Here is a 22,446-nt window from a genome sequence, read left to right on the forward strand (position 1 = left end):
TCCCCACGCTTCGGGGGCGTGCCTCGGTGCTATTTCTGCTATTTCCCGGCGCTGTTTCGCCGAAACCCCCGCCAGACAAGGGCTCGGCGGTAGATTTCACCTTGTGATTGTTTCCATTTTGGAAATAGCGTATTGGCCTGCAATCCATTGGTGAGACGACGCGCCACTCCTAAACTCCTGTGTAAGGCACGCTGATACTTGATGTGCCATGACCGCCCGGCATCCTCAGGCAGATCCCGGGCGGTTTTCATTGGGAGGGAAGATGAGCACCTGGGGATTGGTGTTTGCGCACAAGACACGGCAGCGTGTGCTGATGGCCGTGATTGCGGCCGCCACGGGCATCGAAATGCTGGAGAACGGCATGTTCGTGTTTGCGTCGTCGCATATCGCGGGCGGCGTCGGTGCGGCGCCCGAGGAATACGCCTTCGTCTCCACCCTCTATGCCGTGGCCGGCATCCTCGTCATTCTCAAGCAGCGCTGGCTCGCGGCGCGCCTCGGGTATCGCGGGTTCCTGACCGGTGCGCTGACGCTCATGGCATTCGGCGCCTGGTTGTGCGGCATGGCCCATAACCCGACACAACTTGCCGTCGCACGATTCATTCTCGGACTGGGCGCGGGATCGTTGTTTACCGCCAGCCGTATTCTCATCAATCTGTGCTTCGCGCCCGAACTGCGCATGCGGGCGCTGCTCTTCTTTACGTACGGATTTTTCGGCGCGCAGATTTCCGCGCCGTTGCTGGCCAGCTATCTCGTCGATCACTTCCTGTGGTCGTCGGTGTTCTTCGCCATGGTGCCGATTGCGCTGGCCGGCGCCTTCGCGTCGTGGCGCTTCATTCCCGACTTTCGTGAACGCCTGCGTGACGAAGGCGAGTTCGAGATGCGTGGCATCGTGTTCTTTGCCGCGGGCGTGCTGTTCGTCGAAGTAATGATGCAGCGCTCGCGCTTCGATTTCTTTTCCAATCCGTTGCATCTGCTTGAACTGTGTCTGGTAGGCGCCGTCTGTGCGATTGGCTACATGTGGCATCAGTATTCGCATCACAAGCCGCTCATCGACTTTCGCGTGCTGGTGCGCAACCCCGTCTATGTTCTCGGTCTAGGCGGGTACGCCGTGTATTACTTCTTCTCCTACTCGACCTCGTATCTGTTCCCGATCTACATGCAGCAGGGGCTGAACTGGAGTGTGGAACATACGGGATATCTGCAGGCGGTCGCCTCGGTCACGAGTCTGGTCGTCGCAGTCCTGTACACGCTGGCGCGCCCGAAGTTCGTGCAACTCAAGCCGTTCGTACTGCTCGGCTATCTGTGTCTGCTGGGCTACGCGTTCCTGCTCTCGCAAAGTTATCAGGGCGTGTCGAGCGCGTGGCTGATTGCCCCGATGGTGCTGAGCGGCCTGGGCGGTGTGTTCGCCATGATTCCGATCGCCGAGTTGACGTTTCGCGGCATGGACGAATACGTGTTCCAGCACGGCTACCAGACGAAGAACATCGTGCGGCAGTTGGTGAGCTCGATGTCGGTGTCCGTGATGGCCGTGCTCATGCAGGATCGTCAGGCAGTCTTCATGCATCAGCTCACGCCCGCCATGACGCCGCTTAACCCCGCCTACAACGCCGCAGTTTCGCAGGCGCAACAGACGTTCGCGGCAAGCGTCGATCCGACGACGGCCGCCCACATGGCGTCTGCATGGGTCGGCAGCCTCGCCTCGCAGCAGGCGCTTGTGCTCTCGTGCGTGAACGTGTTCTTCGGCTTCGCCTGTCTGGCAGGTTTCTGCGCCTTGTTCATGGCGGTACAACGGCGTCTTCGCTGATCCCCCGATCCCAACCGGACCCGACCGGACCCAGCCGGACCCAGCCGGACCCAGCCGGACCCTTCGGACGGTTCGACAGTCGGGGCGGGCACGGGCGCCGGGCGAGCGCCGTCGATACGCCGTGGCGGTCCGTCCCGGAATCCGCATTTTCGCAATCTGTTCCGATGCCGCACCCGGCCGGCCTGCCGGGCGTGCCGCAATGGCCGGGAAGGTCGGTTAGAATGGCTCGCAATCGTCAGCCGCACGCTTGCCGCGTGTCGTTAAGTCGCCCATTCCCCCGCAAATCCGACATGACTACCCCCACGCAGTACTACAAACATCACGTGTTTTTCTGTCTCAATCAGCGCGAAGCGGGCGCCGACCGCCCGTCGTGCGCGAACTGCAATGCGCAGTCGATGCAGGAATACGCCAAGAAGAAGGTCAAACAGCTCGGTCTCGCGGGGCCCGGTCAGGTGCGCGTGAACAAGGCCGGGTGCCTGGATCGCTGCGAACAGGGACCGGTCGTGGTGATTTATCCCGAGGGGACCTGGTACACGTACATCGACGAAACCGATATCGACGAGATCGTCGAGAAGCATCTGGCGCAAGGCGAAATCGTCGAGCGCCTGCTGATCGACTGATCCGCGACGGATTCGGCAGCTCCGCATTTCAGATCACCATCGCTCATGAACGCTCAGACTGAACGCTTCACCATCGACGGCCCGGTCGGCGCCATCGAAGTCGCCATCGATCGCCCGGCGGGCGCGCCGCGCGGCATCACGCTCGTCGCACACCCGCATCCGTTGTTCGGCGGCACGCTCGACAACAAGGTGGCCCAGACGCTCGCCCGCGCTTTCGTCCAGCTCGGTTACGCCGTCGTGCGCCCGAACTTCCGCGGCGTAGGCAAGACAGCCGGCGAGCACGACAAGGGCATCGGCGAGCGCGACGATCTGCTCGCGGTCATTGCCTGGATGCGTCAGCAGCCGGGCTGGGAAACGCTGCCGCTGGCGCTCGCGGGTTTCTCGTTCGGCACGTTCGTGCTCTCGCACGTCGCCAAAACGCTGGAGGCGGCGGGCACGCCCGCGCAACGTCTGGTGTTCGTCGGCACCGCCGCGAGCAATTGGGACGTGGCGACGGTACCGGCGGACACGCTCGTCATCCACGGCGAAAAAGACGACACGGTGCCGCTGCAATCGGTGCTCGACTGGGCGCGTCCGCAAACCTTGCCGGTCGTGGTAATCCCCGGCGGCGAGCATTTCTTCCACGGCCTGTTGCCTCTGCTGAAACAGATCGTGGTCGACGCGTGGCGTCATTGATACATCCCCGAAGAATTTCGCGCAATTTCGACAGCCAGCGCTCGCTTCGCTGGGGACGTGAAATCGCGACGGGTATAATTCGCCTCTGAACCATGTCGTGCCGTGTCGGGTCTATGTCCCCGACAGGCATGGCTCCGGCGCTCCGGTGCCGCCGTCTCCTTCGCCGTGCCGCGCTCGCCAAAGCGTCGGTTGCACGGCGCTCTTTCAAGCGCAGATGCCCCTGAGTCTTACATCGCTCACTTCGTTTTCTTCATCGCCAATGAAATTCAACGCTTCGCTGTCCCGTGCCGCCGTCGCCGCGGCGATTGTCGCTTGTGGCTCGCTCGCTACGCTTCCCGCTCGTGCTCAACAAATCCCGCCGCCGCCGATGACGGCCAAGGCGTGGGCCATCGTCGACGTGACCAGCGGTCAGGTGCTGGCCTCCGGCGACCCGGACGCCCGTGTGGAGCCGGCCTCGCTCACCAAGATCATGACGACGTATCTGGTCTTCGAAGCCCTGCGCGACAAGCGCATTTCGTGGGAGCAGACCGTGATACCGGGCGAGTCGGTGCGCAAGGTGGGCCGCGACGAGTCGCGCACCTTCATCGAGGCCGGCAAGCCGGTCTCGGTGCACGATCTGGTCTACGGCATGATCATCCAGTCGGGTAACGACGCTTCCATCGCGCTGGCCGAACTCGTCGGCGGCTCGCAGCCGGGCTTCGTCGAACTGATGAACCGTGCCGCGCAGCGCATGGGTCTGAAGAACACGCACTACACGAACGTCGACGGTCTGACCGACCCGCAGCACTACACGACCGTGGCCGATATCGCCACGCTCTCGACGCGCATGATTCAGGACTTCCCCGAGTACTACAAGGTCTATTCGGAGAAGAGCTTTACGTACAACAACATCCGCCAGCCGAACCGCAACCGTCTGCTGTACCTCGACCCCACCGTCGACGGTCTGAAGACGGGACACACGAAGGAAGCCGGTTACTGCCTCGTGTCGACCGCCTCGCGTCCGCTGCCGGGCGCGCCGGGCGTGAACCGCCGCGTGCTGTCGGTGGTCGTCGGCGAGCCGACCGAGCGCGCGCGCGTGCAGGACAGCCTCTCGGCCCTGAACTACGCTTACCAGAACTTCGACACGCTGCGCGTGTACGGCGCCAACCAGGTGGTTGCCACGCCCAAGGTCTGGAAGGGCAAGGACAGCGAGCTGAAGATCGGCGTGAAGAAGGACACTTTCATCACCGTGCCCAAGGGCGTGGCCGACAAGATCAAGCCGCAGCTCGAACTGCGTGAGCCGCTGATCGCACCGATCGCCAACGGCGCGCAGGTGGGCACCGTCAAGGTCATGGCAGACGGCAAGCAACTGGCCGAATTCCCGGTCGTCGCACTGAGCGACGTGGCACAGGCCAGCTTCATCGGCCGTGCGTGGGACGCCCTGCGTCTGATGTTCGTGAAGAAGTAATCCGGAAGACGTCAGCATCATGAACAACCCCACCGTCTGGCTCAATGGCGAACTGGTGCCGCTCGCCGACGCGAAGATTTCCGTGCTCGACCGAGGTTTTCTCTTTGGCGACGGGATCTACGAAGTCGTGCCGGTTTATCACGGCAAGCCGTTCCGTCTCGCGCAGCATCTGGACCGCCTCGAGCGCAGTCTCGCCGAAATCCGCATCGCCAACCCATACACGCGTGCCGAATGGGAGGCGCTGTTCGCGCGCCTGTCGTCCACGTGCTCGGCCGATCCGCACAGCGTGTACGTGCAGGTCACGCGTGGTGTCGCACCGCGTGCGCACACCTTCCCGAAGGATGTGACGCCGACCGTGTTCGGCATCGCCACGCCGCTCACGCTGCCGAGCCGTGAGAAAGTGGAGCAGGGCGTTGGCGCGGTCACGCATGAGGACCGCCGCTGGCTGAACTGCCACATCAAGTCGACCTCGCTGCTGGGCAACGTGCTGATGGCGCAATACGCGGCGGATCACGACGTGCAGGAGACCATCCAGTTCCGTGATGGCCTGCTCACCGAGGCGTCGTCGAGCAACGTGTGGGTCATCAAGCACGGTGCAATGGCCGCGCCGCAGCGCGATAATCGTATTCTCGAAGGCATTCGCTACGGCGCGCTCGAAGCGCTGGCGCAGGAATGCGGCATTGCGTTCGAGGAGCGTGCGGTGAGCGAAGCGGAAGTGCGCGACGCCGATGAACTGCTCATCACGTCGGCGACGAAGGAAGTGCTGGCGGTCGTCTCGCTCGATGGCAAGCCGGTCGGCAACGGTAAGCCGGGCCCGGTCTTCCGCGCGCTTTATGCGGCGTATCAACGCGCCAAGGAGGCACTATGACGACGGAAGAGAAGAAGAGTCTGATCGAGTTTCCGTGCGACTTCCCGATCAAGGTGATGGGCCATGCGCAAGACGGTTTTGCGCAGGCGATTGCGGAATTGCTGCGTGAGTTCGATGCGCAGTTCGACGCAGCCACGATTGAAATGCGTCCGTCGAGTTCGGGCAAGTATCTGGGGCTAACCGTCACGGTTCGTGCCCATTCGCAGGCGCATCTCGACGACATCTATCGCAAGCTCACCAGCCACCCGATGGTCAAGGTAGTGCTTTAACCGACGTGAAGGGACGTCGGCGCAGGCTCGGGCTCCAGCTCAGGCATTCGTCGGCGCCCCGTCATCGGGCATCGCCTTGGGGCCGAGCCCCAGTTGGGCATGCGTCGTCATCTCCCCCGCCGTCGCAGCCATGCCCGCGGCGAGCGCGGCATGGCTGGGCTGTGTGGGCCGCGCGCGCGTGTCCTTGACCAGATCGAACGCCGCCACTTCCTCCAGAAACCATGTCCTGAACGCCTGAACGCGCTGCGTCTCGAGCACCGCGTGCGGACACACGAAGAAGTAATCCCATTCGCACGGCGTATCCACATCGGACAGACGCACCAGGCGCCCGGCCATGATGTCCCCGACCGCCAGCGAGCGCCGCACCAGCGCCACGCCCTGACCGACGATGGCCGCCTGCGACAGCATTCCCGAATCCTCGTACATCATGCCTTGCATCGGCTCGGGCAGGTCGAAGCCAGCGGAGGCGAACCAGGGCGCCCAAGGCTCGTCCTGCGAGCGCAGCAGGGTGCTGGCACGGAATTCCTCGGCGGTTTGCGGCAGCTTGCCGTCGTTGTAGGTCGGGCTGCACGCGGGGAAGAATACGTCGTCAAGCACTTTCTCGATGTGCAGTCCGGGCCAGTTGCCTTTGCCCATGCGCAGGGCAACGTCGACGTCGTCGCGTTCGAAGTCGCTCAACTGGGCGCTGCATCGCAGTTCGACTTCCAGTTCCGGGTGCCGGTCGATGAACCGGCCAATGCGCGGCGTGAGCCAGCGACTGGCGAACGATGGCATGGTTGTGAGTACCAGTCGGCGCTCGCTGCGCGTGCCCGCCTGAAGCTTGCGCGTGGCCTGCGCGATGTCGGTGAGCGCGGCGCGGATCGACGTCGCGTACTGGCGTCCCGCCGGCGTGATGCTGATGCGCTTGCCGTTGCGGGCGAAGAGCGTAGTGCCCAACTCCTGCTCCAGCGCGCGGATCTGATGGCTGATGGCGCCATGCGTGACGAACAACTCCTCGGCGGCACGTGAGAAGCTCTCGAGGCGGGCGGCCGCCTCGAAGGCGCGCAAGGCGCTTAGATTGGGAAGTCTCCGAAGATCCATGTGAGCTTTATTCGCAAGGCCGTGAAAATATGTCGTTTGGTGCGGCGCCTGCCAGTCCCTATGATTCAGTCATTGTCTCGCACTGAGTGGGGGTCGTAAAATGCAAAACAATTTGACAAAGGTTCAGTACTTCTACGGTCTTCGCCCGGGCGAAGTCATCACGCTCGACCTGCACCATGAGCATACGCTTGTCGCGCGCGGCGCGTCGGTCTGGGTCACGCGAGCGGGCGATCCGCGCGATTACTGGCTCGCGCCGGGCCAGCGCCTCGCCGTCGAGCCGGGACGCCGCTACTGGCTGTCTTCCGAGGAAACCGCCGAAGCCGAACTGGAGCGCGAAGTGGCGCACCGCTTCTCGCTGATGCGCGTGCTTCGCAAGTGGTTGGCCGGTCGTCGCGCCGCGCGGGAGGCCAATTCGTGCACAGCGGCCGCCTGACGTAAGCTGAGGACTGCCGGGCATCGTTCCACAGACTCGTCACGCGCTCCGAGGCAAAGATTGCCGAGGAGCGCGTGTTTCATTTTGCGTGCCGTTTTCATGATTGAGGACGATACTGTCTGTCACCCGGATGTGTTAATCGAATTCACAACAGAGCGCGCAATAATCGAACGTCGATACCCTGATAACACGTCGAAACCAGCGTAATCGTTCCCCTGAGCCAATCCCGATGAATCCAGCGCCCCCCGCACCGATGCCTTCAGCCACCACACCGAATCCTCAAGCCGATGAGCGCCTTGGACGCCTGCTGATGATCGCCGCCATGGTGATCTCGGGGACCATCGGCTTTTTCGTCCTGATGTCGGGGCAGCCCGCGCTGAACGTGGTGTTCTTCCGGTGCCTGATCGGTTCGCTGAGTTTGTGCGCGTGGTGCGCGTATCGCGGCTATTGGCGCGGTTTTCGCATGGCGCGCTGGCAAGTGGTGAACGTTGTGCTAGGGGCGGTGACGCTCGTCTCGAACTGGTACTTCCTGTTCACGGCGTACAAGCTCACCTCGGTGGGTATTACGACGGTCGTCTATAACGTGCAGCCATTCCTGCTGGTGCTGGCCGGCATCGTCGTCACGCGTGAGCGACCGTCGCTTGCCACGATGGGATGCCTTGGCGTGGCGTTCGCCGGTCTGGTCATTCTGGCCGAACCGGGCGGCGTGCATGGGCAGGGCTATCTGCTCGGCGTGGCGAGTGCGCTGGCCGCCGCGACCCTTTACGCGGCCACCACGCTCTTCACCAAGAAACTCGCCGGGACGATCCGACCGGAAAACATTGCCGCACTGCACATGGTGATCGGCGCGGTCGTCTTCGTCTGGATGGCCGATTTCGGACAGCTGCCGTCGGCGCCGCGCGAGTGGGGCGCGATCGTCACGCTGGGGCTTTTCCATACGACGTTCATGTATTTACTGCTCTATGGCGCGTTCCAGAAGGCGTCGACGTCAAGTCTCGCGGTATTCGGTTTCGTCTACCCGGTCGTCGCCGTGGCGGTCGATTTCCTGGCGTTCGACATCGTCTTGCATCCGACCCAGTGGCTTGGCGGCGCGATGATCGTGCTGGCGGCGGGCTGGTACGCGCGAGGAATGGGCGTTTCGACGACCCGAAAGGCCGCGTGAGCGGCGCAAGGCCACTGCGGCAGGTGCGGGATCGAAACGCGTTCCCTGCGGGGTTCGGAAGGACGAACGATACCGCACGAGCGGCCTCGTGCGAGCGTTGCGACCGGGCAACACCTGTGCGCTGAGCCTTGTGGGGCGGGACCCCGAGCAAGACCGGCGCGGTTTCGCTAAAATTGCGGCCATGACATCCCCGATCGAAGTTTGCTGGCGCGGCACGGAAGACTACGCCACATCGTTCGACGCCATGCGCGCCTACACGGATACGCGCGGCCCGAACGGCCCCGACCAGCTCTGGATCGTCCAGCATCCGCCCGTCTACACGCTCGGACTCGCCGGCGATCCCGCTCACCTGCTCGTCGCCAACACCGGTATCCCGCTCGTCAAGGTCGATCGCGGCGGTCAGATCACGTATCACGGCCCCGGCCAGGTGGTGGTCTATTTGCTTGTCGACCTGCGTCGGCGCAAGCTCGGCGTGCGCGAAATGGTGCGGTTGATCGAGCAGGCGGTGATCGACACCCTTGGCGCGTATAATCTCGACGTTGAGCGCCGGGCCGGCGCGCCGGGCATCTACGTGAGCCCGGGCGACGGCGCCGCAGCGCATGCCGGCGCGAAGATCGCTGCGCTTGGATTGAAGATCCGCAACGGATGCAGTTATCACGGCGTGTCGCTGAACGTCGCCATGGATCTGCGCCCGTTCGACTGGATCAATCCGTGCGGATACGCCGGCTTGCAAACCGTAGATATGGCCACGCTTGGCGTGGCTCCCCGCTGGGACGAAGTGGCCGCGCGACTGGCGCAGCAACTCGGTCAACATCTCGAACAGCACCCCGCGACGACCGATGTCGCGCCGCAGGCCGGTAACGATCCGGTCACGAGCGCAAACGCCGCCGCCTGATTGGACGCCTGGAACGCCCCCACTATGACCACCGTGACTCAGAACGACAGCACGAGCAAGGAAGTTCGCTCGATCGACGGCGAATACGACGCCACCGCCAAGCAAAAGTCCCAAGCCAAGACGGCGCGCATTCCGATCAAGGTCGTGCCGATCGAACGTCTGAAGAAGCCGGACTGGATTCGCGTAAAGGCGGCCACCCACACCTCCCGCTTCTACGAGATCAAGCAGATCCTGCGCGAGCACAATCTGCACACCGTGTGCGAAGAGGCGAGCTGCCCGAATATCGGGGAGTGCTTCGGCAAGGGCACGGCCACGTTCATGATCATGGGCGACAAGTGCACGCGTCGTTGCCCGTTCTGCGACGTCGGCCATGGCCGTCCGGACCCGCTCGACGCCGACGAGCCGCTCAATCTGGCGAAGACCATCGCCGCGATGCGCCTGAAGTACGTGGTGATCACGAGCGTGGACCGCGATGACCTGCGCGACGGCGGTGCGCAGCACTTCGTCGACTGCATCCGTCACGTTCGCGAACTCTCGCCGTCGACCCGCATTGAAATTCTGACGCCGGACTTCCGCGCTCGTCTGGATCGCGCGCTGGGCATCCTGAATGCCGCACCGCCCGACGTGATGAACCACAACCTGGAAACGGTGCCGCGTCTGTACAAGGAAGCACGACCGGGCTCGGACTATCAGCACTCGCTGAACCTGCTCAAGGAATTCAAGGCGGCGCATCCGGATGTCTCGACGAAGTCGGGCCTGATGGTCGGGCTGGGCGAGACGGACGAGGAAATTCTTCAAGTCATGCGCGACATGCGTGCGCACAACGTCGACATGCTCACGATCGGTCAGTATCTTCAACCCTCGGAGCACCACCTGCCGGTGCGCCGCTACGTGACGCCGGACACCTTCAAGATGTTCGAGGAAGAGGCCTACAAGATGGGCTTCACGCACGCCGCCGTGGGCGCGATGGTGCGTTCGAGTTATCACGCCGACGTGCAGGCGCACGAAGCGGGGGTTGCCGACGCCATCTGATCGGTACGATCAGAATTTGCCCGGTGACGTGTAAAAACGCGGATCGTTTCATGGCGATCCGCGTTTTTTCGTTTTCGCCGTGGTGCGCGGTAAAAATGCCGTCCTGGCATACCCCGTAAGGCGCTCAAACGCTGCGGCGTGGGGCCGATGTCGATTACGAGACGTCACAAGCCGCGCTCGGTTCGACAGCCGATACGCGTCGTCGCCATTCGCAGATACCGACGAAACCGGTCGATACGCACCGCCATTTGCCCCCATCGTCGCCGAAAGTTCCATTTCCGCCGGCGCCTGCCTCTCCCGCTGCCTCGAAATATGTTGTAACAAGCATCACCTTGTCGCCTTTCTGACGATGTTTCAGAATATTCGAACGGCGTTTTGCGTAGCAAAACACTGTTCCCGAAATGGTTATTTCGGGCGGAGGTTCCGGATGCACGCCAGGAGGCAGCATGTCCCGTCAGGTCACTGAGGGTCGATTTTTTGTGGAGGCGCCGCAAGGTGACTTGAACGGCGCGAAGCGTGCCGGCAGGCGCTTGCCACTCGTGATCGATGTGCCGCACAGCGGACATGTGCTTCCCCCGGATTTCGACACCATTGCCCCGACGGCAGCGATCCTTGCCTGCGGCGATGCCTATGTCGACGAACTCTGGTCAGTGGCCACCCGGCACGGTGCGACACTGGTCGCGGCGCTCTTTCCCCGGGCCTACATCGACCCGAATCGCGCCGAACACGACCTCGATCCCGAATTGCTTGCGAGCTTGTGGCCGCATGACGCACGTCCACAAGCGTACAGCGAGCGTGGCGTCGGCTTGCTGCACCGGTTCGCGGCGCCCAACGTGCCGCTTTACGACCGGCGTCTGACGGTGCCCGAAGTCGAGCGCCGGATTCATGACTATTACCGGCCGTACCGTCAGGCATTGCGCGACGCGCTCGACACCGCGTGGCAGCGTCATGGCGTCGTCTGGCATCTCGACTGTCACTCGATGCGTTCGCGCGGCGGTGCGCTGGACCCCGATGCGGGCATGGCGCGCCCTGACGTGCTCGTGAGCGACGGCGACGGCACCACGGCCGACCCCGCGTTCTCGCGCTGGGTGATGGCGGAATTCACGCGGTTGGGCTTTCGCGTGGCCTACAACACGCCGTACCGCGGCGGCGACCTGGTGCGCCACTTCGGACGTCCCGCCGAGGGGCGTCACAGTGTGCAGATCGAACTGAATCAGGCGCTTTATCTGGATGAATCGAGCGTCGGCAGGCCGGGAAGACATTCGGGCTTTTCGACGCTGCAATCGCAACTTGGCCAATTTGCGGCGAGGCTCGCCGCGTATGCCGAACAACATAGCGAGGAAGTTTGATGGACTACACAGTCGCTTCGGTCGACACGGCGCTTTCGCTGTTGTCGCTGGTCGGGGAGTGCCCCGGCCTGGGTGTGACGGAACTGGCGCAGCGCGCCGGGTTGAACAAGTCGCGGGCCTTTCGTCTGTTGGCGACGCTCGAGCAGCACCGCTGGGTCGTCCGTGAGGGTAGCCCCGTCACGTACGTGCTGGGCGCCCAGGCGCTGGTGCTCGGTGTGGCGGGACACGAGCAGGTCAATCTCGTGAAGGTCGCGCATCGCCATCTGCAGGCGCTCAATCGCGCGCTCAACGAGAACATTCAGTTGCGCGTGCGCGATGATCTGGAGTCGCTGTGCGTCGCGCGCGTCGAATCGACGCATGAGTTGCGCGTGCACGGTGTGGTCGGCAACCGTCGTCCTCTTTATGTTGGCGCGTCGGGTCGCGTGTTGCTGGCCTTCGCTTCGGACGACGTCCGCGCACAGGTGCTGGGCCGTCCGCGCAAGCGCTTCACGGCGGGCACGCTCATCGAGCGCGACGAACTCGCCGCCGAACTGCTCAACGTGCGGCGTCAGGATTGCGCGGTGAGCTTCGGCGAACTGGCCCCCGAAGCCGTCTCCGTTGCCGTGCCGGTTCGCGATGCGTCGGGTGAAGTGATTGCGTCGCTGTCGGCCTCGGGCCCGTCGTCGCGCATGACGCGTGCGCTGTTGCCGGACATCTCGTCACGCCTCTCGGCGTGTGCGGCGGAAATCTCGGCGGCGCTCGGTTATCAGACGCCGGTGCCGGAAGTGCTGTCTGCCTGAGCGCTGCCAGCGCCCGCAGCATGGCAAGGATGGCGAGACGCATTGCTCGCCGTCATCGAACCCTCCGCTCGACAATCGCCCGCTGCTGGTGAGGCATGTCGAATCGAGGGTTCGTTTTTTCAACGAGCCGTTGTGTTGTAGCCGCTCTGCGGGATAGGGGGTCGACGACCCATTGTGCGCGCGAAACTTCCCAATTTCGCCTGATTTTCTGGAAATCCAGAATCGTTATGTGCCTGTTTTCCGGTTTTTCGTATAACGGATCATCGGGTTTTCCACAGCTTCCCACAATAAAATCAACGACTTGCATTGTTGGCATAAGTATTGCTTTTTAACGCGCGTGCTGCCGTGTCGGACGGAATCCCATCCGGAATCCGGAAAACCAGAGCAAGCCGTTCTAATAAGAGAGGAGACCTTATGTTCAAGCAATGCCTTGCCGCCGCTGCGTTGTGTGCAGCCTCGCTACACGCTTTTGCCGACGACGTGGTGCGTCTGCGGAACCTGAAGTTCGCCCATTACGGCGCCGTGTCGTACATGAAAGTGATCGGACCGAAGTATGGCCTGAAGATCGAGGAGCGCATGTTTGCCAAGGGCGTGGACATCATGCCGGCAATCGTGGCGGGGCAGATCGACGTGTCGGCAAGCGCGCTTGATGCCGCGATTGCGGGTCGTGCGCAGGGCGCGCCGATCTATGCGGTGGCCGGCTTTGCCAAGGGCGGTGTGCGCCTCGTGGCCAAGAAGGGACTTCCGATCACCAAGGTGGCCGATCTCAAGGGCAAGAAGGTCGGGGTGGCGCGCGGCGGCGCTCAGGAACTGATTCTGTACGCGGAACTGGCCAAGGCCGGTCTGACGTGGTCGGATCAGCCGGGCAAGGACGTGCAGATCATGTTCATGGCCTTCGCCGATCTGAATCAGGCGCTCGCCGCCGGCAGCATCGACGCCATGTGCCAGTCCGAGCCACAAGCCTCGCAATCCATCAACAAGGGCTTCGGCGTCGAAGTGCTCAAGCCGTACGACACGCCGATCGGCGAACCGGTGCGTGCGCTCGTGATCACCGAGAAGCTCTACAAGGAAAAGCCGGACGTCGCACAACGCCTGATGTACGCGTTCGTCGAAGCGACCGACTACTTCATCAAGAATCCGAAGGCGGCCGAGAAGTTCGTTCGCGAGGACATGTTCAAGAACCAGATCACCGAGCAGGACTTCACGGACGCCATCGGCAACTCGCCGTACAGCTACGACCTGAACCTCTCGCATGTGCAACTCACGACCGACCTGATGAAGAAATACGGCGTGGGCAAGTTGCAGGATCCGGTGCCCAAGGCTGACGACTGGGTCAAGCTCGACCTGCTCGCCAAGGCGAAAACCAAGCTGAACATCAAGTAAGGCGAGGCGACCGGATGTCCGCTGTCATTGCGAAACCCGGCGCCTCGGGCGCCTCAGGTACGTCAGGTACTTCACGCACCGCGCGCATGCTGCGCGGTGTGTTGATTCCGCTCGCGGTCGTGGTGATCTGGCAGATCGTCACCGGCCTGGGCTGGATCAACCCGATCATTCTCCCGTCGCCGCTGGCCGTCGTGGTCAAGTGGTGGCAATACCTCAAGCCGACCGTGGCGATGGCCGACGGCTTCAGCGCATGGCTGCAATCGAGCGAATTGCTCATGGACGCCACGCACAGCCTGTACCGCGTGGTCATGGGCTTTCTCGTCGGCGCAGGCATTGCGCTGCCGCTCGGCCTGCTCATGGGTACGAGCACGCGTGTCTACGGTCTGTTCAATCCGCTGGTGCAGGTGGTGCGTCCGATTCCCCCGATCGCATACATTCCGCTCGCCATCCTGTGGTTCGGGCTGGGCAATCCGCCCGCGTTCTTCCTCATTGCACTGGGTGCATTCTTCCCCGTGCTGATGAACACGATCGCCGGTGTGCGCCATGTCGACGGTATCTATCTGCGCGCTGCGCGCAACCTCGGCGCGGGTCAGCTGACCATCTTCCGTCGCGTGATTCTGCCGGCCGCGACGCCCTACATTCTGTCGGGCGTGCGTATCGGTATCGGCACGGCGTTCATCGTCGTGATCGTGGCGGAGATGATTGCCGTGAACAACGGCCTGGGCTACCGCATTCTGGAAGCCCGCGAATACATGTGGTCCGACAAGATCATCGCCGGCATGCTGACCATCGGCCTGCTCGGCCTGGTAATCGACCTCGGTATGGATCGTCTCAACAACCACCTGCTCAAGTGGCACCGTGGTCTGGAAACGAAGTGAGGAGACGAGCGACATGCTGATTCAAATCGACCACGTCAACAAACAGTTCCCCGTTCCCGGCGGTGTCGTCGACGCCCTCAAGGACATCGACCTGCGCATCGATGCGGGCGAGTTCGTCTGCCTGCTCGGCCCGTCGGGCTGCGGCAAGTCGACGTTGCTCAATGCGCTCGCCGGCTTCGTGCAGCCGAGCTCGGGCGTCATCCGTATCGACGGACGCGCGGATGCGGCCGCCGAGCCGGGCCCGGATCGCGGCATGGTGTTCCAGGAGTACGCGCTCTTTCCGTGGATGACAGTGGCGCAGAACATCGCCTTCGGTCTGGAAATCAAGGGCATGAAGCGCGCCGAGATCAACGAGCGCGTGGACCTTCTGCTGGGCAAGCTCAACCTGCGCGAATTTCGCGATCGCTTTCCGCGCGATCTGTCGGGCGGCATGCGTCAGCGCGTGGCCATTGCCCGTGTGCTCGCGCTCGACAGTCCGATCATGCTCATGGACGAACCGTTCGGCGCGCTCGACGCGCTCACGCGTCGTACGTTGCAGGACGAGCTGCTGCGCATCTGGGAGGAATTCAAGAAGACGATCATTTTCGTCACACACAGCATCGAGGAGTCGATCTATCTGGCCGACCGTGTCGTCGTCATGACGTACCGGCCGGGCACGGTCAAGCGGGACGTGGTCATCGACCTGCCCCGTCCGCGCGACACGGCAGGCAGTGAATTCAACGAGTTGAAGAAGGAGCTGGCCCAGATGGTGATGGAGGAGCAAATGCGCTTTGCGCAAAGCGAGATTCGCGGCGTCACCGCGGATTGATAACAAGGGCGGTGGCTTGCCCCGCCGCCTGAAGAGGAAACAACATGCAAACTCAGACCAAGAAACCTTTCTACCGCATCCTGTATGTGCAGGTGCTGTTTGCCATCGTCGTCGGCATTCTGCTCGGGCATTTCAGGCCCGATCTGGCCGTCGAGATGAAGCCGCTCGGTGACGCGTTCATCAAGCTCATCAAGATGATCATCGGTCCGGTGATCTTCTGTACGGTCGTGACCGGCATCGCCGGCATGGAAGACATGAAGAAGGTCGGCCGCGTTGGCGGCAAGGCCCTGATCTACTTCGAGGTCGTCTCGACGCTTGCGCTGGTGATCGGTCTGATCGCCACGCACGTGCTCAAGCCGGGCGCGGGCTTCAACGTCGACATCAATTCGCTCGATCCGAAGGCGATCGCCGGCTACGCCGAGAAGGCCGCGCACGGCGACACGTTCACCGACTTCCTGTTGCACCTCATCCCGAACACCATCACCGATGCGTTCGCCAAGGGTGAAATCCTTCAGATTCTCGTGATCGCCATCCTGTTCGGTGCAGCACTGGCGGCGATCGGCGAGCGCGGTCGCGTGGTCACGAGCTGGATCGACAGCGTGTCGGGCGTGCTCTTTCGCGTGGTGCATATCATCACCAAGGTCGCGCCGCTGGGCGCGTTCGGTGCGATGGCCTTCACCATCGGCAAGTACGGCATTGCCTCGCTGGTGCCGCTGGCCAAGCTGATGGGCACCTTCTACCTGACGTCGTTCCTGTTCGTGATCGTCGTGCTGGGCCTGATCGCCCGATTCACCGGCTTCTCGATCTTCCGCTTCCTCGCCTACATCAAGGAAGAGCTGCTGATCGTGCTGGGCACGAGCTCGTCGGAAGCGGCGTTGCCGCACCTGATGGAAAAGATGGAAAAGGCCGGTTGCTCGAAGTCGGTGGTGGGTCTCGTGATCCCGACCGGTTACTCGTTCAACCTCGACGGCACCAACATCTACATGACGATGGCCGTGCTGTTCATCGCGCAGGCGACGAACATCGACCTGACCTGGGGCCAACAGCTCACGCTGCTCGCCGTGGCGATGCTCACCTCGAAGGGCGCTTCGGGCGTGACCGGCGCCGGCTTCATCACGCTGGCCGCCACGCTCGCCGTGATTCCGACGATCCCGGTTGCCGGTATGGTGCTGATCCTCGGTATCGACCGCTTCATGAGCGAATGCCGTGCGCTGACGAACATCTGCGGCAACGGCGTGGCCACCATCGTTGTGTCGGCCTGGGAAAAGGAACTGGATCGCAAGAAGCTGGCCGACGCCATGTCGGGCAAGCAAGGTCCGGAGCTGGCCTGACGGCCGGCGGCAGCCGTGTCCGATGCGTCGCGTGAACACGATCACGCGACGCCGGCATGCGCTGCCAACTCCGCGTCAACATGACGTTCGCCACCGGGCGGCGCGGCACAGGCACAATAGCGCCTGAGCTTCGCCGCCCGGTGGACCTTTGAGCCCCTGCGCCCCTAATGGCCACCCTGCAAGACAACACGATCCGCGCCCGCATCCGTCGCCATGCCGCCCCCTCGGGCGCCGCCATGGCTGCGAAAGCCGGGAACGCCGGGAACGCTGCGGACGACCGGCGCGACGAAGTCCCCATCGATCTCGAGAGGACTGCCCCGATGCGCCGTTGGTCATGGATCGTCGTCATGCTGTTGGCGAGTGTCCTGTTCTGCTGGTTGACGTACGCCCTGAGCTGGCAGCGCGGCGTGGCCGACCTGCGCGTGAATGCCGGCGCGCGTGTGGAGCGCTACGCAGGCAGCCTGCGCAGCACCGTCGACCGCTACGAATTTCTGCCTTATCTGCTCTCGCTGCATCCGTACGTCCACGACCTGCTGCTCAATCCCAAGGACAAGGCGGTAGTGCAGCGGGCCAACGATTATCTTTTCGACGTGAACCAGCGTGCGAAGGCGTCCGCGGCCTATGTGATCGACGCCAACGGACTCGCGCTCGCGGCAAGCAACTGGCGCGAAAAGGCCACGTTCGTCGGGCAGGAGTATCGCTTCCGTCCGTATTTCATCGATGCCATCAAGGGCGCCTTCGGCCGCTTCTACGGCGTGGGGACGACCTCCGGCGAGCCGGGGTATTTCGTCTCTCAGCCGATTCTCGTCGACGGACAGATTCATGGCGTGGTCGTGGTGAAGCTGAACCTCGAATGGTTCCAGCGCGCCGGCGCCGATGCCGCCGAGCCGGTCGTGGTGGCCGACGATCACGGCGTGATTTTCCTGTCGTCCGAGCCGCGCTGGCAGTACCGCTCGCTCACGCCGCTCACGCCCGATGTGAAGGCGGCGCTCGACAGCACGCGTCAGTACTACAACCAGCATGTGACGCCGCTCGCATGGAGCGAAGACGAACGGCTCGACGCCGATGGCGAAGTGGTGACCGTGCGTGACGCGGCCGGGGCTCGCGCGACGGGCAAGACCCGGCGCTTTCTCGCCGTGCAGCGCAAGCTCGGCGAGCCGGACTGGACGCTCATGTACTTCGCACCGCTCGATCAGGTGATCGCCAACGCACGGATCGCGGCGGTGGCCGCAGCGTGTCTTGCGGCCTTCACCTGTTTGCTGGGCGTGGCGTGGAATCAGCGGCGTCAGCGCGTGCGCGACATGCTCAAGAGCCGTGAGTTGCTGCAATCGGCCTACGCAGAACTTGGTGAGCGCGTGGCCGAGCGTACGGCGGATCTGCAATCGGCGAACGAACGTCTGCAAACCGAAGTGCAGGAGCGCGCACGCACCGAACATGAATTGCGCGAGGCGCAGAGCGAACTCGTACAGGCGTCGAAACTCGTGGCGCTGGGGCAAATGGCGGCGGGCATTACGCACGAACTCAATCAGCCGCTCTCGGCGCTGCGCAGCTTCTCGGACAACACACGTGTGCTGATCGAGCGTCGCGAGTACCACGCCGCGCAGGAAAACCTCGAAGCCATTGCCTCGCTCACCGATCGCATGGGAAAGATCACGGGGCAACTGCGGCTCTTCGCCGGTCGCGCGCGTCGCGGCGACATGGACGCCTCGGTGCGCCGTGCGATCGACAACACGCTGATGCTGCTGCGCGGACGTCTGGCCGGTGTTCAGGTGACGACGACCTTTGCCAACGGGCTGGACGATGTGCAGGTCGCATGCGAGGGCTTGCGCCTGGAGCAGGTGTTGATCAATCTGGTGGGTAACGCCATCGACGCCGTGGTCGGAGCGCCTGGCCCGCAGGCCTCGCCGTCGATCTGGATCGATGTGGATGCGGACGACCTTTGGGTGCGCATTTACGTGCGCGACAATGGGCCGGGGATCGCCGAGGCGCATATGCCGCGTCTGTTCGAGCCGTTTTTCAGTACCAAGGAGGGCGGTCAGGGCATGGGGCTCGGACTCGCAATTTCATCATCCATCGCACAAGAGAACGGCGGCCAGCTGGTCGCTCGCAACGTTCCGGGCGGTGGCGCAGAATTTCTCGTGACGCTGCGCCGCGTGCAACCCGCGGGCGCGACAAACGCATGATGTACAAGAACCTCCAGATCCTATTTGTCGAAGACGACGAACTCGTGCGGCGTGCCACGCTGCAAAGCCTGCAACTCGCCGGGCTGGACGCCTTCGGGCTGGCCTCGGCCGAGGCTGCGCGTGAGCGCATCACACCGGACTTCGCCGGCATTGTCGTGTCGGACATCCGGTTAATCGGCATGAGCGGGCTCGAATTGCTCGCGCATTTGCGTCAGCATGCGCCGGAAGTGCCGGTGATTCTCGTCACCGGTCATGGCGATATCTCCATGGCCGTGCAGGCCATTCGCGACGGCGCTTACGATTTCATCGAGAAGCCCTTCGCGCCGGATCGCCTGATCGAGTCGGTCAAGCGCGCCCTCGAAACCCGCAAGCTCATGCTGGAAAACCAGGCGCTGCGGCGCGAACTGGCGGAGCAGGGCGGGCGCGCCTCGCGCATCATCGGACGCAGCCCCTCGATGGAGACGCTGCGCACGCTGATCGCCAACGTGGCCATGACGGATGCCCCGGTGCTCATCAACGGCGACACCGGCACGGGCAAGGAATTGGTCGCGCGAAGCCTGCACGAGTTGTCGCGTCGGCGCGATGCGCCGTTCGTCGCCCTGAATTGCGGGGCATTGCCCGAGGCGATTTTCGAGAGCGAAATGTTCGGCCACGAGGTCGGCGCGTTCACCGGTGCGGCGAAGCGTCGGATCGGCAAGCTGGAGCATGCGTCGGGTGGCACGTTATTTCTCGACGAGATCGAGAGCATGCCCGCGGCGTTGCAGGTCAAGCTGCTGCGGGTGTTGCAGGACGGTGTGCTGGAGCGCCTCGGTTCGAACCAGTCGATCCGCGTGGATTGCCGTGTGGTGGCGGCAGCCAAGGGCGACATGGAAGCGCTGGTGCGCGAGGGGACTTTCCGTCGCGACCTGTATTACCGGCTCAATGTGGTCACACTGGCGTTGCCGCCGTTGCGCGAGCGTCGCGAAGATATCCTGCCGCTGTTCGAGCACTTCATGCTCGACGCTGCGGTGCGCTACGGACGCCCGGCGCCGGTGGTCTCGGACCGGATGCGTCAGGAGCTGTTGCAGTCGGACTGGCCGGGAAACGTGCGCGAACTACGCAACGCGGCGGACCGGCTGGTGCTGGGCGTGGCGAGCGCGCCCGAGGGGGATTCGCTTGCGCCATTGCCCCTCAAGGAGCAGGTCGAGCGCTTCGAGCGTGCCGTGCTGCAAGAAGCGCTGGAACATAGCAAGGGCAACGTGGCGGCGACGGCCGAAGCGCTCCATGTGCCGAAGGCCACGCTATATGAAAAGCTCAAGCGCTATGGCCTGCATACGCGCGGGCATGGCGACGGCAGCGATGGCCGCTGATGGCCGCTGATGGCCGTTGAGGCGCGATGGCCGCGATAGCGCCCCGCAGGGCGCTTTTTCATTGGATGTCGTCGGACCGTCGATGCGCACGATCGTCCGGCATCAGGCCTGCTTCGCCAGCGCCGTCTCGATGAGCTTGTTCAGTTCCGCATACTCCGGCTCGCCGACATATTGCTTGAGCACCTTGCCGTTACGATCCACGACGAAGGTCGTCGGCGTGAGCTGAACGTTGCCGTACTGCTTGGCGACACTGCCGTCCGAATCCATGGCGACCTTGAACGGCAACTGGCGCGTCTGCGCGTAATTCATCACATACATCGGCGGATCGTAGCTCATGGCGACGGCGACGAATTCCAGTCCCTGGCCCTTGTATTTCTCGTAGGTCTTCACCATCGTCGGCATTTCCTTCATGCACGTGACGCAGCTCGTCGCCCAGAAGTTGACCAGATAGACCTTGCCCTTGAGCTGATCCGGACCCAGTTTTTGACCCGAGAGCAGGGTGAACGTGGCTTCCGGCGCGCGCTTCTGGCCGGCGAAAGTGAAATACGCGGCGATGGCCACGGCGGCAATGATCGCAATGGCGATGAGCTTGCCCAGAGGAAATTTGCGGGAGGTCGTAGCGCTCATGACACAGCCGTGTGAGGTTGGGAGGATGACGAGTCGACGTCGATTCTACTCTGAATCTCAGCGTGCCGTAGCGTCGCCGGACGGCCGCACACGCGTGCGGCCACGGGCGATGGCGTCCTCGAGATAGGCGCCGTAGAAGTCGGGCAGGCCGGCGCCGATCAAGGGGTCGGCAACCGGGCGTCCCTGAGTATCGAGGAACAAAACGGTCGGCGAAACCTTGACGCCGTGGGCACGTGCCCAGGCCACGCCGGTCGTTGTCGAGTTGTCGAAATCCCGTATCGGCGTCGCGCTGTCCATGCCGATCTCGCGCACCTCATATTTGCCGCTTCGCACCAATGGCGCGAGCTCACGCTCACGGATCGGACCGCAATAGACGCAATCGCGAAGCGACACCAGCACGATCAGCGGGACACCGAGCGATGCGGCGCGACGGGCATGCGCCGCGAAGTCCGTGGCCAGCGCAACGGCGGCCTGCGGCCGCGCCGCGCTCCGGCTGTCGAGCGGCGCGGCTGTGACGCCCTCGCGCGGATACGTGATGCCGGTCGCCTGTGCCACGGTAAGCGTCCGTGCCGTTGCGTGGGAGGCGTCCGATGCGGTAGCGCCGACGGTCGCGCCCGGGACGCTCGCGCCGATGAGCCATGCGAGCGCCACGGCGGCGCGCGTACGGGCGCGGCCTTGGCGGGAGATTGCATGGGCGAGAGCGGGTGTCATGCGCCCGATGATACCGGGAAGTGCGCGAACTTCCGGAACCGTCGTCATCTCCATTGCGGGTTTTTCGTGCTGCAACCGATGGCGGATAATGGCGGCTTGCCCATCCCCGATCCGCCGGTCCTCGTTATGTCAATGAATCGCGTCGTCCGTATCTGCGCAGTGCTCGCCGCAACGGTAGTGCTTGCTGCCTGTTCGCCCCGCTACGACTGGCGTGAGGTCCATGACAAGGACGGGGCGTACGCGGTGACCTATCCCGCCAAACCGACGCAGGACGCGCGTGAAGTGAAGTTCGTTGCCGGACCGTTGCCGATGCGCATGCAGGCAGCGCGGGTGGACGCGGCGCTTTTCGCCGTCGGCGTAGTCACGCTGCCCAGCGACGACGCGACGTTGCGCCAGACCGTCGTCGACGAATTGCAGCACGGCTTACTCGCCAACGTGAACGAGCGCGCTGCGACGCCGTCGCAGGTGATGGTGCGTCAGGCCGGCGACGCCCCCGCGCTTCCCGGATTGGCCGTCTCGGCGCAGGGCGTCGCGGGCGACAAGGCCGAGCGGTACGTTTTCGCGCGTTTCGTCGGACGCGGCAACCACGTCTATCAGGTTGTCGTCATGGCGACGAAAGCGCCGGGCAAGGAGCAGGTCGACCAGTTTCTCGACTCGTTCACTCTGGAGTAGGCGGATACCGTCGATGGGTGTCGATGGGTGTCGACGGGTGTCGACGGGTGTCGACGGGTGCCGATTGATGCCGGTCAGTGTCAGTTGACCT

22 protein-coding genes are annotated in these 22,446 nt (G+C 63.5%); 19 read left to right on the plus strand and 3 right to left on the minus strand.

Annotated features, from left to right (window positions below):
* Positions 1–262: 262 nt before the first annotated feature.
* From UC34_RS02370 to UC34_RS02395, 6 genes are all read left to right on the plus strand, one after another.
* Positions 263–1,804, plus strand: a complete 1,542-nt coding sequence (locus tag UC34_RS02370; protein ID WP_044453660.1) for an MFS transporter — start codon at positions 263–265, stop codon at positions 1,802–1,804.
* A 290-nt stretch (positions 1,805–2,094) separates the two neighbouring features.
* On the plus strand, positions 2,095–2,424 hold the full coding sequence (locus UC34_RS02375; RefSeq protein WP_044453661.1) for a (2Fe-2S) ferredoxin domain-containing protein: 330 nt from the start codon (positions 2,095–2,097) through the stop codon (positions 2,422–2,424).
* Between the two features lie 45 nt (positions 2,425–2,469).
* Entirely contained in the window at positions 2,470–3,099 is a 630-nt protein-coding gene (locus UC34_RS02380; RefSeq protein WP_044453663.1) for an alpha/beta hydrolase, read from the plus strand.
* A 259-nt stretch (positions 3,100–3,358) separates the two neighbouring features.
* The gene (locus UC34_RS02385) at positions 3,359–4,546 is read left to right on the plus strand and encodes a D-alanyl-D-alanine carboxypeptidase family protein (protein ID WP_052810869.1); all 1,188 of its coding nucleotides are present in this window, start codon (positions 3,359–3,361) and stop codon (positions 4,544–4,546) included.
* Positions 4,547–4,565: 19 nt separating this feature from the next.
* Entirely contained in the window at positions 4,566–5,414 is an 849-nt protein-coding gene (locus tag UC34_RS02390) for a D-amino acid aminotransferase (RefSeq protein ID WP_044453665.1), read from the plus strand.
* Positions 5,411–5,683 carry an HP0495 family protein gene (locus UC34_RS02395; protein WP_044453667.1) on the plus strand — a complete coding sequence of 91 codons (273 nt, stop codon included), beginning with the start codon at positions 5,411–5,413 and terminating at the stop codon, positions 5,681–5,683. Before UC34_RS02390 ends, UC34_RS02395 begins: the two co-directional genes overlap by 4 nt.
* A 39-nt stretch (positions 5,684–5,722) precedes the next feature.
* On the opposite strand, the gene UC34_RS02400 is transcribed toward UC34_RS02395, so the two are convergent.
* A complete protein-coding gene (locus UC34_RS02400) occupies positions 5,723–6,763 on the minus strand; it encodes a transcriptional regulator GcvA (RefSeq protein ID WP_044453669.1) in 1,041 nt (346 codons plus the stop codon).
* 100 nt (positions 6,764–6,863) lie between these two features.
* Here UC34_RS02400 and UC34_RS02405 point away from each other — a divergent pair, with 100 nt between their 5' ends.
* The 12 genes from UC34_RS02405 to UC34_RS02460 all read left to right on the plus strand — a co-directional run bounded on the left by UC34_RS02405 (position 6,864) and on the right by UC34_RS02460 (position 20,345).
* Entirely contained in the window at positions 6,864–7,196 is a 333-nt protein-coding gene (locus UC34_RS02405) for a DUF2917 domain-containing protein (protein WP_052810870.1), read from the plus strand.
* Between the two features lie 229 nt (positions 7,197–7,425).
* Positions 7,426–8,358 carry a DMT family transporter gene (locus UC34_RS02410; protein ID WP_084070317.1) on the plus strand — a complete coding sequence of 311 codons (933 nt, stop codon included), beginning with the start codon at positions 7,426–7,428 and terminating at the stop codon, positions 8,356–8,358.
* A gap of 181 nt (positions 8,359–8,539) precedes the next feature.
* Positions 8,540–9,253 (plus strand): lipoyl(octanoyl) transferase LipB, encoded by a 714-nt coding sequence (lipB, locus tag UC34_RS02415; RefSeq protein WP_044453673.1) that lies wholly within the window; start codon positions 8,540–8,542, stop codon positions 9,251–9,253.
* A gap of 24 nt (positions 9,254–9,277) precedes the next feature.
* Entirely contained in the window at positions 9,278–10,285 is a 1,008-nt protein-coding gene (gene lipA / locus UC34_RS02420) for a lipoyl synthase (RefSeq protein ID WP_044453675.1), read from the plus strand.
* Positions 10,286–10,731: 446 nt separating this feature from the next.
* Positions 10,732–11,634, plus strand: coding sequence for an N-formylglutamate amidohydrolase (locus UC34_RS02425; RefSeq protein ID WP_044453677.1), 903 nt, complete (start codon positions 10,732–10,734; stop codon positions 11,632–11,634).
* Positions 11,634–12,413 carry an IclR family transcriptional regulator gene (locus UC34_RS02430; RefSeq protein WP_044453679.1) on the plus strand — a complete coding sequence of 260 codons (780 nt, stop codon included), beginning with the start codon at positions 11,634–11,636 and terminating at the stop codon, positions 12,411–12,413. The genes UC34_RS02425 and UC34_RS02430 overlap by 1 nt, the downstream gene beginning before the upstream one ends.
* A 414-nt stretch (positions 12,414–12,827) precedes the next feature.
* Entirely contained in the window at positions 12,828–13,796 is a 969-nt protein-coding gene (locus tag UC34_RS02435; protein WP_044453680.1) for an ABC transporter substrate-binding protein, read from the plus strand.
* An 86-nt stretch (positions 13,797–13,882) separates the two neighbouring features.
* Positions 13,883–14,674, plus strand: coding sequence for an ABC transporter permease (locus UC34_RS02440; RefSeq protein ID WP_044453683.1), 792 nt, complete (start codon positions 13,883–13,885; stop codon positions 14,672–14,674).
* 13 nt (positions 14,675–14,687) lie between these two features.
* On the plus strand, positions 14,688–15,482 hold the full coding sequence (locus UC34_RS02445; protein ID WP_044453684.1) for an ABC transporter ATP-binding protein: 795 nt from the start codon (positions 14,688–14,690) through the stop codon (positions 15,480–15,482).
* Positions 15,483–15,526: 44 nt separating this feature from the next.
* Entirely contained in the window at positions 15,527–16,813 is a 1,287-nt protein-coding gene (locus UC34_RS02450; protein ID WP_044453685.1) for a dicarboxylate/amino acid:cation symporter, read from the plus strand.
* A 167-nt stretch (positions 16,814–16,980) separates the two neighbouring features.
* A complete protein-coding gene (locus UC34_RS02455; protein ID WP_044453686.1) occupies positions 16,981–18,996 on the plus strand; it encodes a sensor histidine kinase in 2,016 nt (671 codons plus the stop codon).
* Positions 18,993–20,345, plus strand: a complete 1,353-nt coding sequence (locus tag UC34_RS02460) for a sigma-54-dependent transcriptional regulator (RefSeq protein WP_418303919.1) — start codon at positions 18,993–18,995, stop codon at positions 20,343–20,345. The genes UC34_RS02455 and UC34_RS02460 overlap by 4 nt, the downstream gene beginning before the upstream one ends.
* Positions 20,346–20,447: 102 nt before the next feature.
* On the opposite strand, the gene UC34_RS02465 is transcribed toward UC34_RS02460, so the two are convergent.
* Together UC34_RS02465 and UC34_RS02470 are read right to left on the minus strand one after the other, a co-directional pair.
* Positions 20,448–20,972, minus strand: a complete 525-nt coding sequence (locus tag UC34_RS02465; RefSeq protein ID WP_044453687.1) for a TlpA disulfide reductase family protein — start codon at positions 20,970–20,972, stop codon at positions 20,448–20,450.
* Positions 20,973–21,029: 57 nt separating this feature from the next.
* Complete coding sequence (locus tag UC34_RS02470; protein WP_237165215.1) at positions 21,030–21,737, minus strand: thioredoxin domain-containing protein; 708 nt, start codon at positions 21,735–21,737, stop codon at positions 21,030–21,032.
* A 78-nt stretch (positions 21,738–21,815) separates the two neighbouring features.
* On the opposite strand from UC34_RS02470, the gene UC34_RS02475 reads away from it, so the two are divergent.
* Positions 21,816–22,355, plus strand: a complete 540-nt coding sequence (locus UC34_RS02475) for a hypothetical protein (RefSeq protein ID WP_052811242.1) — start codon at positions 21,816–21,818, stop codon at positions 22,353–22,355.
* The last annotated feature ends 91 nt before the right edge of the window (positions 22,356–22,446 follow it).

Source organism: Pandoraea vervacti, from assembly GCF_000934605.2.
Lineage (GTDB): Bacteria > Pseudomonadota > Gammaproteobacteria > Burkholderiales > Burkholderiaceae > Pandoraea > Pandoraea vervacti.